The 14158-nt window shown below is 71.5% G+C and carries 17 protein-coding genes; 13 read left to right on the plus strand and 4 right to left on the minus strand.

Translation table 11 applies throughout. From position 1 onward, the window contains the following. The first annotated feature begins 79 nt into the window (after positions 1-79). From sigJ to CRP52_RS40995, 3 genes are all read left to right on the plus strand, one after another. Positions 80-1012, plus strand: coding sequence for an RNA polymerase sigma factor SigJ (sigJ, locus tag CRP52_RS35880; RefSeq protein WP_097241032.1), 933 nt, complete (start codon positions 80-82; stop codon positions 1010-1012). Positions 1013-1154: 142 nt separating this feature from the next. Next, a complete protein-coding gene (locus tag CRP52_RS35885) occupies positions 1155-1529 on the plus strand; it encodes a hypothetical protein (RefSeq protein ID WP_097241033.1) in 375 nt (124 codons plus the stop codon). A 28-nt stretch (positions 1530-1557) separates the two neighbouring features. Beyond that, positions 1558-1650 carry a Tn3 family transposase gene (locus tag CRP52_RS40995; protein WP_107474925.1) on the plus strand — a complete coding sequence of 31 codons (93 nt, stop codon included), beginning with the start codon at positions 1558-1560 and terminating at the stop codon, positions 1648-1650. Positions 1651-1717: 67 nt separating this feature from the next. Here CRP52_RS40995 and uppS read toward each other — a convergent pair whose 3' ends face one another. The 3 genes from uppS to CRP52_RS35905 all read right to left on the minus strand — a co-directional run bounded on the left by uppS (position 1718) and on the right by CRP52_RS35905 (position 3798). Continuing rightward, positions 1718-2494, minus strand: a complete 777-nt coding sequence (gene uppS / locus CRP52_RS35890; RefSeq protein WP_306458938.1) for a polyprenyl diphosphate synthase — start codon at positions 2492-2494, stop codon at positions 1718-1720. A gap of 66 nt (positions 2495-2560) precedes the next feature. Continuing rightward, the gene (locus CRP52_RS37885; RefSeq protein ID WP_143685925.1) at positions 2561-3211 is read right to left on the minus strand and encodes a hypothetical protein; all 651 of its coding nucleotides are present in this window, start codon (positions 3209-3211) and stop codon (positions 2561-2563) included. A 287-nt stretch (positions 3212-3498) separates the two neighbouring features. Further along, a complete protein-coding gene (locus CRP52_RS35905; protein ID WP_097241037.1) occupies positions 3499-3798 on the minus strand; it encodes a PadR family transcriptional regulator in 300 nt (99 codons plus the stop codon). 84 nt (positions 3799-3882) lie between these two features. Between CRP52_RS35905 and CRP52_RS35910 the strand changes: the two genes are divergently transcribed. Next, positions 3883-4914: a hypothetical protein gene (locus CRP52_RS35910; protein ID WP_143685926.1), complete on the plus strand. Its 1032-nt coding sequence runs from the start codon at positions 3883-3885 to the stop codon at positions 4912-4914. Positions 4915-5254: 340 nt separating this feature from the next. Here the strand turns inward: CRP52_RS35910 and CRP52_RS35915 are convergent, their stop codons facing one another. After that, positions 5255-5623, minus strand: a complete 369-nt coding sequence (locus CRP52_RS35915) for a hypothetical protein (protein ID WP_097241039.1) — start codon at positions 5621-5623, stop codon at positions 5255-5257. A 576-nt stretch (positions 5624-6199) separates the two neighbouring features. Here CRP52_RS35915 and CRP52_RS35920 point away from each other — a divergent pair. The 9 genes from CRP52_RS35920 (at position 6200) to CRP52_RS35960 (ending at position 14150) form a co-directional block, all read left to right on the plus strand. Next, positions 6200-7444 (plus strand): helix-turn-helix domain-containing protein, encoded by a 1245-nt coding sequence (locus CRP52_RS35920; RefSeq protein ID WP_097241174.1) that lies wholly within the window; start codon positions 6200-6202, stop codon positions 7442-7444. Positions 7445-7568: 124 nt separating this feature from the next. Then, a complete protein-coding gene (locus CRP52_RS35925; protein WP_097241040.1) occupies positions 7569-8168 on the plus strand; it encodes a hypothetical protein in 600 nt (199 codons plus the stop codon). Further along, entirely contained in the window at positions 8165-8665 is a 501-nt protein-coding gene (locus CRP52_RS38800) for a hypothetical protein (protein WP_097241041.1), read from the plus strand. The genes CRP52_RS35925 and CRP52_RS38800 overlap by 4 nt, the downstream gene beginning before the upstream one ends. Next, positions 8658-9152, plus strand: coding sequence for a hypothetical protein (locus CRP52_RS35935; protein ID WP_097241042.1), 495 nt, complete (start codon positions 8658-8660; stop codon positions 9150-9152). Before CRP52_RS38800 ends, CRP52_RS35935 begins: the two co-directional genes overlap by 8 nt. Beyond that, positions 9145-9630 (plus strand): hypothetical protein, encoded by a 486-nt coding sequence (locus CRP52_RS35940; protein ID WP_097241043.1) that lies wholly within the window; start codon positions 9145-9147, stop codon positions 9628-9630. Before CRP52_RS35935 ends, CRP52_RS35940 begins: the two co-directional genes overlap by 8 nt. Positions 9631-9765: 135 nt before the next feature. Continuing rightward, positions 9766-11082: a helix-turn-helix domain-containing protein gene (locus CRP52_RS35945; RefSeq protein WP_097241044.1), complete on the plus strand. Its 1317-nt coding sequence runs from the start codon at positions 9766-9768 to the stop codon at positions 11080-11082. Positions 11083-11422: 340 nt separating this feature from the next. Further along, on the plus strand, positions 11423-12445 hold the full coding sequence (locus CRP52_RS35950) for a thymidylate synthase (RefSeq protein WP_257033227.1): 1023 nt from the start codon (positions 11423-11425) through the stop codon (positions 12443-12445). Further along, positions 12442-12978 carry a nucleoside-diphosphate kinase gene (locus CRP52_RS35955; protein ID WP_257033228.1) on the plus strand — a complete coding sequence of 179 codons (537 nt, stop codon included), beginning with the start codon at positions 12442-12444 and terminating at the stop codon, positions 12976-12978. Before CRP52_RS35950 ends, CRP52_RS35955 begins: the two co-directional genes overlap by 4 nt. Further along, positions 12975-14150, plus strand: coding sequence for a radical SAM protein (locus tag CRP52_RS35960; protein WP_097241045.1), 1176 nt, complete (start codon positions 12975-12977; stop codon positions 14148-14150). Before CRP52_RS35955 ends, CRP52_RS35960 begins: the two co-directional genes overlap by 4 nt. The last annotated feature ends 8 nt before the right edge of the window (positions 14151-14158 follow it).

Genomic DNA, 14158 nt, shown 5'->3' on the forward strand with positions numbered 1-14158 from the left:
CCGCTGCGGTGTCATCGGAGCTACGGGCGCGGCGAGAGCGGAAGCTGAAGCGGAAGAGACCAGGGAGTGGGCCCGACTCATGAGCACCCCATCCGAGCCGGGACTGAGTGCGATCGTCGGCGAGCGGCGCCAGCTGATCAATCTCGCCTACCGGCTGCTCGGTTCCCTGGTCGAGGCCGAGGACGCCGTGCAGGAGACGTACGCCCGCTGGTACGCCATGTCGCCGGCCCGGCAGGAGGCCGTCGCGTCGCCCGGCGCCTGGCTGACGACGGTGGCCACCCGCGTCTGCCTGGACCTGCTCGGGTCGGCGCGGGTCCGGCGCGAGCGCTATGTCGGGGAGTGGATACCCGAGCCGCTGCCCGACCGCACGGAGTCGATCGGCGGACCGGCGGGCGGCAGCAGGGCCGAGCCGATCGACCCCGCCGACTGGGTCACCCTGGACGAGTCGGTGAACATGGCCTTCCTGGTCATCCTGGAGTCGATGACGCCGGCCGAGCGCGTGGCGTTCATCCTGCACGACGTCTTCCGTTACCCCTTCGCCGAGGTCGCCGAGATGGTCGGCCGGACTCCGGCGGCCTGCCGGCGGCTGGCGTCCTCGGCCCGCCGGCGGGTGCGCGCCGCACAGGTGCCGGCAGCCCCCGCGACCGAACAGGCCCGTGTGGTAGGGCACTTCAAACAGGCGTGGGAGGCCAGGGACATCGAGGCCCTGGTCGGTCTGCTCGCCCCTGATGCCACGATGACCGCCGACGGGGGCGGCATGGTCGGCGCCGTCCTTCGCCCGGTCCGGGGCAGCGAGCGCATCGCCCAGTACCTGATCCACATCGCCGACAAGGCCCCTGGGCTCACCCTCCTCGAACGGACGGTCAACGGCCGACCCGGCCTGGTCGCCCAGCACACCGGCGTCACCGCGACCGTGGCGGCGTTCGGCCTCACCGGCGACCGCATCACGCGCATCTGGGCGATCCGCAATCCGGCGAAACTCCGCCCGTGGACCGAGACCGGTTCGGGCTGACCAGCGCTTCGGCCTGAAGCTGAGCGCCCGGCCGGGGGCGGCGGGACCGGCGGAGGTCGGCGGAGGTCGGCGGATAATGGCCGGGGCCGTGGGCCGGACGCTGCCCGTCGGCGGCGGTGAGCGAGGGAGAGGCGGAGGACGGATGACTCTGGAGGAGGGCCGGCGCGTCAAGCTGGCCGAGGACCTGGCGATCGGTGAGGCGGTCGCCGGAACGCCCGGGGCCGTCGTCGGTTTCGTCTCGCTGGGGGCCGGGACGCAGGGCGTGGTCGAGCGGGTGGACGGGGAACTCCCGGAGAGCCACGACGTCCGCGAGTACCAGCGGCTCAGGGCACTGTTCGAGGACTACGGGCACACCATGCCGGTGGCCAGCCGCGAGCGGCTGGAGGCGGAGATCACCGCGCTGGAGCCGCAGTGGGCCGCGTACCGGGAGCGGGGGAACCGGGTGACGGTCCGGGTCCGGCTGGACAACGGCTTCGTCCTGGACGAGGTGCACCAGGACGTCCTCACCCCGCTGTGAGGGGTCCAGCCAAGGTACGTGCAGCGAGGTGGGCCGGGTGATCCGCACCGTCCAGCTGCTGCGGTACCTGACGGGCCCGCAGATGCGTCGGCGGGTGACGACCGCGACCGCTGCCTCCTGATCGCCACCCGCTGCTACGGAAAAGGGGCGGCGCCGGCCGAGCCGGTGCCGCCCTACGAGACCGGGGCTCAGCCGCCGTAGCGCCGCTGCCTGGCGGCGAAGCTTCGGACCGCGCGCAGGAAGTCGACCTCGCGGAACGCGGGCCAGTAGGCCTCGCAGAAGTACAGCTCCGAGTAGGCGCTTTGCCAGAGCAGGAAGTTCGACAGCCGTTGTTCGCCGCTGGTACGGATGACCAGGTCGGGGTCTGGTTGGCCGGCGGTGTACAGGTGCGGGGCGATGTCGTCGACGGTCAGGGCGTCCGCGGCCTCGGTCAGTGACGCGCCCGCTTCGGCTCGCGCGTACATCAGGTCGCGCACGGCGTCGACGACCTCCTGGCGGCCGCCGTAGCCGACGGCCAGGGTGACGTGAGCGCCGGTGGTGCAGGTACGGGTGGCCTCGACGGCCTCCTTGAGGGCGCGGGCGGTGGTGTCGGGCAGGGCGTCGGTCATTCCTGCGAGGTGGACCTGCCAGCGGGAGTCCGGGCGGGTGAGGCGATCGACGACCACCTGCTCGATCAGCCGCATCAGGTAGGCGACTTCGGTGTCGCCGCGGCGCTGAAGGTTCTCGGTCGAGCAGACGAAGACGGTGACGTGCTTGATCCCCAGGGCCTCGCACCACGAGAGCACCTCCTCGACGTGCTCGGCGCCCACCTTGTGCCCGAGGCTCGGGTTGGCCATGCCCATCTGCCGGGCCCAGCGGCGGTTGCCGTCCATGATCAGCCCGACATGCCGGGGAAGCGGGCCCGCCATGACCTCGCGGCGCAGGCGGCGGGTGTAGAGGGAGCGGAGCAGGTCGGGCATGGGCACCGTCCAAGGGGGATGGGAGCGGCCCGCCGGTTCGGGCGAGCCCTGGGCAGGCGGATGTCGCGTGGCTTACCCGGCCGACGGCAGGTCGCGCAGGTCGCGCAGGGTGCCCGCGCACACCGCCGTCAGCAGCAGCAGGCCCACGCCGATGCCGACGCCGAGCGGGTGGAATCCGGCACCGGTGAGCGAGAGTCCGAAGATGGTCGCGCCGCCGGTGGCGCTGGCGCCGGCGAGGGTCCACACACCGGCCCGCAGGCGGTCGGTGCCGGGCGGCACGACGGCATCCGCGCCGACGCCGGTGAAGATGCGGGGGATCTGGATCGCGCCGAGGCCGAGGGAGATCCACCAGGCGGCGAGTACGGCGGTACGCAAGGTGGGCGGTGAGGCCTCCGCGTCGACGCCGCCGTGCACCAGGACGACCACGGTGGTGCCGAGGAGCGTCGGTACGGCGAGGCGACGGAGCGCCCAGCCCAGCAAGGTGATCGCGGCGCGCAGCGTGGGCCGGGGCCGGGGTGCGACGAGGGCGATGCCGAGCAGCAGCAGGGTGGTGCAGCCGTGCGTGATCTGCGCCCGGACGGCGTCGGCGGGCAGGGGCCGGCCTGTTCGGCGGCCAGGTGGCTCAGGAACCAGGCGGCGAGGGCGACCGTGATGCCCATGGTGGCCACCCGTCGATGGCACTGTGCCGGGGAGTCGGCGGGCCAGTGGGCCGGGTGCAGCCACATGTCCACGATGCCTGCGATCAGGTTGGGCCAGGACTTCCAGCCCGCGCCCCGGGCCTCGTCCTCCACCATCGAGCCCCAGCGCTCGCGGAAGGCGTCCGGGTAGAGCCTGACCAGGCTGCGGGTGACGACGCTCATGCCCACTCCTCGCTGCGCTCGTCGCGTGCTCTCGCACAACGCCCAGTTCCCTTGATTCGCTCGCTGCGCTCGCTCATGCCCACTCCTCGCTGCGCTCGTCGCGTGCTCTCGCACAACGCCCAGTTCCCCTGGTTCGCTCGCTGCGCTCGCTCACGCCGGGTTCACCCCCAGGCGCCGCAGTCCCGCGTTCGCGACCCGCGCCATGGCGCGCAGTTCGCGTTCCAGGACCTCGCGGCCGAGGGACGTCAGCTGCACCGGGCGCTGGCGGCCCTGCCCGTCGAGCGGCTCGATCAGCCGCTTCGACTCCAGCCTGGCCAGCGCCCCGTACAGACTGCCAGGGCCCAGCCGCTCCCCGGTCAGCTCCTCGATCGCCGTGTTGATGGCGTATCCGTGCAGCGGTCCGTCGGCCAGCGCGCAGAGCACCAGCGTCTGGGCATCGTTGGCTTGCATGTCGCTCCTTTCGATATGACGGAGCACCATACTACGCGCTACGAACTACGTGCCACGTAGTACGCGATATGTACTATCACCGTCATGCGACATGACGTGACGATCGATCAGCTCGAAGTCGGACACCCTGCTCGGCCCGCTGCGGCCGCGGCGCTCTCGACCTCCGCCGCCGGCGCCGCCGCCTTCACCCTGTTCGCCTACCTGACGACGCAGGTTTGCTCGGTGCGGGCGGGCAGTCCCTGGCAGGGCGATCCGTACGACGCGGTGGTGACCTTCACCATGTTCTTCGTCCCCCTGCTCGGTGCGCTCGGCGGGGCAAGAGTGCTGCTGTGCCGCCGCGACCGGCCGCTGCCGCGCCACCGGGTCGAGCAGGCGCTTCGGGCCGCGCTGGTCTGCACGCTGCTCGTCGCAGCCACGCTCGCCACCGACTGGGCTGCGGTGGCCGCGCGGGCGGATCACGCGTCCTGGGACGGCGGCACCCCCTGGCTGATCGCGTCCCTGCTGCCGCTCACCGGGGTTACGGCCGGGGGCCTGCTGCTGCACCGCCGGGCGATCCGACGGCTACCGAAGCCGGTGCGCGGGGCCGAGGACACGGGCGGGGACTGGCTGGACGACCTCGCCCCCCTCGCGACTCTCCTCGCCGGCCCTCGCTCCCGCACGGGGCGCGCACTCGCTGCGCTGATCGGCCGCGGCAAGGTGCTCGACTTCGTGCGCCTCCGGTTCACCCTGCTCGCCGCCGCAGCCGCCGTCGCCGCCGGCCTGCTGGTCGCCACGGGACTGGCTTCCGGCGAGGGCTGGCCCGGGGTGCTGCTCTTCACCATGGAGACCGCAGTCTTCGCGGGCGGCACCTTCGCCTTTGTGATGACCTGCAACAGCGTCCTGCGGTTCGCCGCGCCCCCTCCCGCGTCGAAAACGAGACGGGCCGCCCGGATCGCGACCACCGCAGGCGCGTTGACACTGCCGGTCTCACTGGCGCTACGGGACACCGCCTGGCAGCTGCTCGGGCTCGGAGACCAGGTCGACTCCATCGGACAGTGGGCGGCCGTCACCCTCGCATTCGCGCTACTGACGGGCGCACTCACCTTCGGTGTGACTGTGACCGCAACGGGGGAGTGACGGCGGGAGGCATCCGGTCGGTTGCCGGAACGGGGAGACGCTGGGTGGGGGCCCTCCGATCACGCTTCCAAGATCACGTCATGGCCCCCTTTGCCCGTACCTTGGCTGGACCCCTTTGACGTCCGGCCGGAACGGGTCAGGGCGGGCGACCACCGAACTGCCGGTCGTGCACCTCGATCTCGGCGTACCGGGTGAGCGGGCGGTGTGACGGGGACAACCCGCCATCGGCCGGGCCCCTTCGACGGGGGCTCCGCCCGATGACGGGCTGTCGGAGTGCGGAACAGGCGGCCGATCAGGCCCCTGGGACGGCGGGGCGGCTATCCGACCCGCCGTTGCGGAATCAGTGCCAACCGGTGCAGAACGAGTACCCGTTGACGTTGACGCACCCCCGGGTGACGATGTCCGAGTCCGGGAGGGATTCGGTGTAGTTGGTCGTGTTGACGACCGTGTTGAGCCAAGGGTCCCAGGTGACACCGCCGTTGCTCGACTGGTCCATGTACACGTACCACGACGACCCGATCTTCGAGCCGCCCCTCGCCATGGCCCACTCGCGGTGGTCGATGAGGTCTGTCGCCAGTTGGACCCAGCCCCAGTTGGTCTCGACGAACTGACAGTAGTAGGCGGCGGGCTCGTCGCAGTTGTTGCTGGCGTGCGCGGTTCCCGACGTGCCGACGACGCCGATGGCGGTCAGCACGGTGGCAGCGATCATTGCTCCGATACGACGCATGGTTCCCTCCGTGAATCGTCGGGCCCGGGGCACCGGAACCGGTGCACAGCGGGCCCCTGAGGAACGGGGAGCTCCCCCTTGTCCGTGCGCACACCAGGCTGCCGGACCACCGCCACACCGGGGAACGACGTAAGCCGGACGTTCCCCCGACACTCGGCCGTGGTCGGGCGCTGCTCGGGAAAACCTTCCGACGCGGGCAACCTTTCACGGCCGGGCGGCCACCAACAGGCAGAGCGCGGCGCCGCGTTCCGGGTGGCCCTGCCCTGGTTGGGCCGCTCCGCCGGTCCCGTCGAAAAGGAAGTTGCTACTCCGGTTCCTTGAGAGGCGACGGTGACGGTGTCGCAGCGTTCCACGATGGTGGCGGGCCGGCTGCGCAACCCGTCGGACGGGAGCGGGATGCTCCGGGGCCCGGGCAGGAGTGACGGCTCGTTGCTTCCGTTGCTCCGCAATCGCGTTGACGTCAAGGGACAGAAGCGCCCCCGTGTTAGCCGGGTGGCGACGCGGGGGCGCGTTCGGAGTACCGTCCTGAGTGTCGAGGTCAGGAACGGAGGCTCCAGTATGCCCTTGAACGACGAGTCGATCGGTGCGCGCGTCAGAATCGCTCGGAACGCGGCCGGTATGACGCATGCTCAGCTGGCAGGCTTCATCGGTCGTACCGAGAAGTGGCTGGAAAACATCGAGGCCGGTCGACTGCCGCTCGACCGGTTCAGCGTGATCACCTCCATCGCGGAGCGCTGCGATGTCGACCCGGCATGGTTGCTCGGGCTGCCGTACCGGCTCCAGCACGGCAGCGGCAGCCTGGCGCACTCCTACATCCCGGCCCTGCGCACGGGGATCCGGCGCGCCGGCCTGATCCTCTCGGGGCATCCTGGGTTGACGCCGACCGGGGCGGCGCTGGTCGACCTGGTGGACCTGGGGGCGCAGGTCGTGAAGGCGAGCGAGGCTCGGCAAGCCGCGAACCTGCCGAAGATTGCCCGGCTGGTGCCGCCGCTGATCGAGGACCTGAACACCGCTGTCCTGACCCTCGCCGGCCGAGCGAGAGAGGAAGCGCTGCGCCTGCTGGTTGACACGGCGAGGACGGCCCGGATGTGCCTCAATCAGCTCGGCTACCCCGACTTGGCGTGGACGGCGGCCGAGGTCGCAGCGGGGGCGGCGTCCCAGGTCGGCGACCCGCTGGTCAAGGCGGCGGTGGCATGGGACCGGTGCGGCGCGCTTCTGCACCAGGCGGCCCCGCGGGAGATGCTGGCGGTCGCCGGGGCGGCGATGCGGGACCTGGAGCCGATGACGGTCGGCCGGCAGACCCAGGACCGGGCGGTGTCGATGTACGGGGCGCTGCAACTGCGATGCTCGATCGCCTACGCCAGGTCGGGGCAACGGGCGGACGCCTGGGCTCAGATCGACGCGGCGGTCGAGACCGCTGGCCGGCTGCCGGACGGCTGGTACGACGTCGAGCAGCACACGGTCTTCGGGCGCGGCGTGGTCGCGGTGCACGCGGCGGAGGCCGGCGTCGAGGTCGACCAGCCCGACGTGGGTCTCAAGCGGGTGCCGGCGGTGGACATCGACAGCATCCCGTCGAAGGAGCGACGCACGCACTGCATGGTCGACCAGGCCCGGGCGCTCCACCGGATGGGCAAGTCGTCGGCGGCCGTCGTGCGGCTCAAGGAGGCGGCCGGCCTCGCGCGGCACTACGTCTACGCGGACCCCATGAGCCGCGCCCTGGTGTCCGACCTGGTCAGGGTCGGCGTGCCGTCGCAGCAGACCGTGCTGTCGAGCTTCGTGCGAAACATGGAACTCGTGCGCTAACTTGCCCATGATCTAGAACAGTTGACGCCCCCTAGAATTTTTAGGGGGCGCAGCCGCGTCCGGCTGCCACCCTCGGGTTCTGTCACTGCTTGTGTGCAGATGATCACCGAGGGAGCAACGGCACATGGAACTCGTGAACCATCGGCGGCCCGAGGATGCGGCGGAGGCGTACATCAACGCCCTCGGCTGGCCGCTTTCGGTCGGGTGGAGGCACCGCCCGCGCCAGGGCTGCGCCTGCGGCACCCCGGACTGCTCGACGTCCGGCGCCCACCCGAAGCCCGGCGCCCGGGTGCTGCGGGACGCCGAGGTACTCGCGCAGGCCCTCCAGCAGGCCCCGGGTGCCGGCCTCATCGCCTGGACCGGCCCCTTCGACGCGCTCGTGGTGCCGCGCCAGTTGGGCATGGCGGCGATGATCGACCTGGACGCGATCACGCCGGCGCCGTGCATCGTTTCCGAGGAGACGGTCACCCTGCTCATGCTGCCCGCGACCGCCCGGTACGCGTTGCGCGCTGGGGTTCCGGGGGAGGTCCGCAGCGGGGACCGAGGTTGGATCGCTGTCCCGCCGAGTCACGGGACGCGCTGGGACAACCTGCCGTGGATCGAGGGCACCAGGAAGCCGCAGGGGCTGCTGCACGGCCGAGACATGGCCTCGGCGTTGGAAGAGGCCGCGCGCCACTACGGGACCCTGGAGCCCGGTGCGGCCGGTTCGGTGGTGACGGCATGAGAGCGCACCTGGTGACCGGGGCCGAGCGCGAGGCCGCCGTGCGGCACTGGCTCTTGGCGGCCCTCCCCGACGGCGAGCGGACGGCCGCCGCCGCCGACTGGGCGACGCGCGGCGTCACCGTGCTGCCCTGCGGGACGTTGTTCTCGGCGGCGCGCCTGCCTGCCGACATCGTCGCCAGCGCGGCGGGAAGCGCGGACTGGGCGACCATCGACCGCTACCTCGCGGCGTCGTTCGACGGGCCGGTGTTCTGCACGGGGGACCGCGGGCTCTACGTGGCGCTGGTGCCGCCGAGCGCGGTCCGCACCTGGACGGTGCCGGGCGTCGCCCTCCTCGGCCGCGGCTCGGCTGTGACGGTGCCGGCGCCCGGCCTCACGCGGGACCGCACCGCCAGGCCGTACTGGGCCGTCCCGATGAAATCCCCCGGGGTCCTCTGCCTGCCGGAGGACGTCGCGAACATCGCCCATCGCGGCCTTCGGAGAGGACTGTCCTGTGGCTGAGCGGCAGCTGGATGATCACGCCGTGGCGCGCTGGCTCGCGGCAGCGACGCCTGTTCCCCGGCTGGCCTCCGCTGACTGGGCGCGCGACGACCTGGCGCTGCTGCCGACCGGCGTGCGGTTCGACGTCGTGGTCGTTCCTGGGGCCGAGGTGCGCGCCGTCTCAAGGACCGACCAGCCGAGGCTCCTGGACCGGCACCTGAGCCGCGTCCTCAAGCGCGGCCCGGTGTTCTGCTACGACTCGTACGACTCGTACGACTCGTACGACGCGGTCGTACCGGACGGCACGGCGCGGAACTGGCCGATCCAGGACGCGCCCTGTCTGGGCCTCGGGCAGACCACCGCCGTCCCGCGACCGGGCCTGACGCGGAAGGAGGGCGGTCGCGCCTTCTGGGTCGTGCCGATGATCTCGGCTGCGGTGCTCTGTCAGCCGCGCACGGTGGCCAACTTGATCCTCGCGGGCCGGCGTTCGGGGGCGACCTGTGGCTAGGGCTCCGATCGAGATCGACGTGCGCGCCACCCTGCGCATCGTGGCGCGAGCGGACGGACTGGCGGCTCGGGCGATGGCCGGCGGGGAACTCACCGGCGCCGACCTGGACGCCCTCTACGCGCTGCACGAGGAGCTGACCGGCTACCTGGTGTTGCTGCTCGCCGGGACCGAGAGCAGGTACGAACACCTCAGGCCCCGCACTCCGATGCGGGTGCTCGTGGACGATGCCCTGCGACTGGGGGGCGACCTGGTCGCTAGGCAGCCCCGGCTCGGGCCTGTGTTCGACATCGTGGTCATCGCGCCGATCTGCCGCCTCCTCTTGGCGCTCTACCAGGGACGGGCGGCCTTCGCCCGGCACGTGGGCAGCAGCCCGCTGGCCTGGGAGGCGCAGGAGGGCGCGGCGAACCGGGACTCGGCGCCCACTGCAGGAGAGCAGAAATGGAGACCTCGGACCGTTGGGCCACAGTTCGGCACCTGAGCGGCTACTTCGCCAGCAGCGGGTGCACGGCCCGGGACCACGGGGTGAAGCGGAGAACGGGGCTCTGCCCGGAGCACGCACCTGTCGCTACGGTAGCGGTCCGTGGCGTGCTGACTACGAGCACCGGGGGGAACGGTGACCGACAGCATCACGTTCGGCAGGTTCATCTCGCTGCGCCGCACGGAGAAGGGCTGGACGCAGCTGCGGCTGGCGACCGAGCTCAACCGCAGCGAGGCGTGGATGTCGCAGGTCGAGCGGGACCTCCAGCAAGTCCAGGACGTGCCGCTGCTGCGACTGCTGGCCGACGCCCTGGACGTCGGGGTCGACACGCTGATGACCCTGCCGCAGCCCGCCGCGAAGAAGGCGAACAGATCACCGCGACGGCGCGTCAGCTCGGCTACGCTGACGACGACTTCCGGTGCCGAGGAGGACGATGTGCGACGCCGCCCGTTCCTGACCCTGGCGGCTGCCGCCCTCTTCGCTCCGGTGGCCGGACAGCAGGCTGCGCAGGCCGAGCCGGCGCCGCCGCTCTCCGGCCTGGAAGACCTGCTCCTCTACGGGGCAGGACGGATCCCCGCTCCCCGGCGGGAGCCGACTCGGGCGTCCGTCGCCGAGTCCGTCGTGGTCTCCCGTCGGGAGTTCAAGGCGGCCAAGTACGACGTCCTCGCCCAGGCGCTGCCCGGCCGGATCGCTGCGGCCGATGTCGTCGGCACCGCGGAGGAGCGCGCCCGCACCGTCGCCCAGCTCTACAACATCGCGGTGCGCCTGTGCATCAAGATCGGCGACAACAACCTCGTGGCCGTCACCGCCGACCGCGCACTGACCGCCGCCCGCCTGGGTGGCGACCCGCTGATCACGGCCGAGGCGCAGCGCATGGTGTCCAGCGCCTGGCGCCGCCAGGGCAGCCTGGCCAGGGCAACGGACATCGTCGTCGTCGCGGCCGACGACCTGCTCGCCGACACCTCTGTCCCCGAAGCGTCCCGCCTGGCCACGCGCGGAGACCTCTACGCCACCGCCGCCTACACCGCGGCGAAGGCGGGCGACAGGGCGTACGCCCACTCCCTCATCACGGAGGCCGCTGACAGTGCTGCCGCTGCGGGCCGGTCCTCCGGCCTGGTGGACGGCATCCAGGGCGTCGGCCTTCACGAGGTCAGTGTGCACTTCGAGCTCGGGGATGCCGGCCGGGCGATCGAGACGGCCCGCACGATCGACCCGGCCGCGCTGCCGACCGCCGAGCGGCAGGCCAGATTCTTCACCGACGTGGCCCGTGCCTTCGACCAGTGGGGCAAGCCGGAGCAGTGCTACCGCGCCCTGCTGGCTGCCGAGGAAGCGGCCCCGCAAGAGCTGCGCAGGGGCGCGGTTCGTGACCTCGCAGCCGGCCTGCTGCGGCACGACCGGCGGCTGCCGGGTGTGCGCGACTTCGCCGCCCGCGCGGGCGTACAGATCGTTTAACCCGTAGTGGGACTACGGGCCGTAGTCCCACTACGGGCTACGGCACCGGTCCGGCAGTTCACTGAGGGGGCCCGTCTCCGGCCGGCGTCAGCCTGACCGGGGCCGGCTACCGAAGCCGTACCGCGTGGCTTCACCGCGCGGCCGTCATCACCTACGCCCCCATGCTGCTCCGACACGGTCTCCCTCTCTCCACCTGCCCGGCTGACGCCGTTCCCCGACCTGCCCGGTCCCGGAGAGGCGATCGCCGTGCGCCCCCGGGACGGCGTGGAAGTCCCGGCCCGTCCCATCTCCCCGTCTCGCGCTTCTCCTTCCGGAGCCGCACCAAGAAGTGGAGCTCAGTGTGATCGCACCCGTCGTCTTCCCCTCGTTCCAGCACGCCTACGTCGCCGTCCTGCGGTACGTCACCGAGACCTACGAGTTCGTCAACTCGGCTCGGGGTAACGACAGCCAGGAGATCATCGGTGCGAGCTTCCGGCTCGCCGATCCCCGCCAGCGGGCCCTGTACCTGACGAGCCGACCGGTCAACCCGGTGTACCACTACGCGGAAGCGCTCTGGTACCTGGGCGGCATGCGGAACCTCGACCTGATCGGGCACTACGCGAACCGCCGCCGGGCCGACTCGCGCGACGGCGTCACCATCGAAGGTTCGTCCTACGGGGCCAGGATCTTCGCTCCCCGTCCAGACGGCGCGCCTTCCGCCTTCGACCAGGCGCTGGAATTGCTGCGGGCCGAGAAGGACAGCAAGCGCGCGTACATGCCGATCTTCGAGGCCCGCGACCTGGACGAGATCGGCCACCCCGACCTGCCCTGCCTGGTCGGCCTCCACCTGCTGGCCCGTGAGGGCTACCTGCACATGGTCACCTACATGCGCGCCAACGACGCCAATCGCGGCATGGTCTGCGACGTCTACTCCTTCACCCTGATCCAGGAGTTCGCCGCCGCGCTCCTCGGACTGCGCCTGGGCTCCTACACCCACCACGTGGGCTCGATGCACGTCGGGCTCCGGGACCTGGAGCGCGCGGGCAGGGTGCTGGACGAGACGGCGGCGAGCTACGCCACGGTGCCCTGCTTCGCGCCGCCGGTGATGCCCGCCGACTCCACGTGGAAGCACATCCGGACCGTCCTGGAGCACGAGGAGCTGCTGCGCGCCAACCGGGTCCAGTACACCCCCAGGGACGTCGCCGGACTGGACCTGCCGCGGTACTGGCAGCGCGTCCTGCTGCTCTTCGAGGCGCACCGGCAGGTGGTCAACTGCCCGGAAGTCCCGGTCGACCAGCGCGTGCTCGACGCGCTGGAGCCAGGCGCGCGCTGGCAGTTCGAGCGCCGCTGGCCGGCCCGCGTCGCAGCCGGGGAGAACACGTGATCCCGCAGCCCGATCAGCACAACCCGCTGCGGGGGGTGGACTGGGCCCGCTGGAGCGTGGTGCTGCTCAAGCCGGACTGCGTGCGCCGGGGCGTGAGTGACCAGGTGCTGGCCCGGCTGGAGCCCGCCGCGACGATCGTCCACCGGCAGCAGGTCCTCGTGGAGGACTGGCAGATCTTCGTCCACTACTGGGACCTGCTGGTCACGCGGGACCGCTTCGAGGTCGACGTTCCCGGCTGCCTGCGCACCACCTACGTGCGACAGCCGGTGGAAGTGGCGCTCGCCTACGGCGAACCCGGCACCCCCGAGCGGCTGCGCAGCCTGCTCGGGCACTTCGACCCCCACCAGGCCGAGCCGGGCACCATCCGCGCCGACCTGGGCACCGACAGCCTCACGGCCGCCCGGGCGCAGCGCCGCCTCGTGGAGAACCTGATCCACACCTCCGACGACCGGCGCGCCGCGCGCCGGGACTTCGGGACGTGGTTCGGCGCCGGCCACCACCAGTTCTTGGAGATCAAGGAGGATCACCGATGACGACCGCCGCCAGGAGGGCCCGGCGCCCGCTGCCCCTGCTGAACGTCGAGCAGATCGCTTCGCTCAAGCCGGAGCTCGCCGAGGTCATCGAGTACCGCAAGAGCGGATTGTCGCTCAACCACATCGTGGGCTGCCCGCTGGACTGCGGGTACTGCGTGCGTCACCTGTTCGACAACTTCGAGCTCAAGACCCCTCGGCGGCTGATGAGCGACGAGGCCGCGGTGGAGTTGCTGACCGGGCACCGGTACTTCCGGCCCCACCGCACGCCGATCCAGATCTTCAACCGGGCGACAGACCCCATGCTCCCGGTCGTCAAGCCGCACACGTTCCGGACGCTGCGGCTGCTGGACGAGCAGGGCCTGACCAACCACGTTCTGATCATCACCAGGTGGCGCGTCGACCCCGAGGACTGCGAGGTCCTGAACGGATTCGAGAACATCCGGCTGACGGTGCTGGTCACGCACTCCGGTATCGACCACCCGGGCATCGAACCGGTGGACTCGGCCATCGCCGCCGCCAGCCTCCAGACGCTCCACCAGCACGCCGAGCGCTACCGCACGGTGCTGTACTGGCGGCCGATCGTGCCGGGTCTCAACGACTCCGACGAGCACATCCAGCGGGCCTTGGAGCTGTCGAGGCACGCCGACGCGACGGTGTTCACCGGGCTGTTCTTCCGCAAGGAGATCGCCGCGTACTACGCGGACCACGGCCTGCCGATGCCGTACGAGGACGTCGCCCGCCGCAAGATCATGCCGGAGGAGTCCGAGCAGCGCATCCTCGACGCCTTCCGCCGGCCCGACGACGGGGCCGAGCCGTACGGGCCGCTGTTCCGGAAGACCAGCTGCGGCGTCGCGTACGCCCACAAGGTGGCCGACTACAACGGGCACTACGGCATCCGGGAGTTGTGCGACATCTGCCCGGCGGCGCAGCTGGGCCTGTGCCGCGATGCCTGGAAGGCCCCCAGTCTGGAAGAGGCCACCGCGGCCGCCCGTGCTCTCGGGGCGACCGGCGACGTTGAGATCACCGAACGCGCCATCATCGTCGAGGGCTTGAACGAGCCGCCGCGCTACTACCTCCAGCACGGCTTCGGCTACCAGGTCCACGACCGTGACAAGCCGCACCGCTACCGCCGCCACGGCCGGGCCGAAATCGGCTGGGCCGACAACAAGTAGGGAACGCT

Origin of the sequence: Streptomyces sp. 1331.2 (assembly GCF_900199205.1) — a bacterium.
Taxonomy (GTDB): Bacteria; Actinomycetota; Actinomycetes; order Streptomycetales; family Streptomycetaceae; genus Kitasatospora.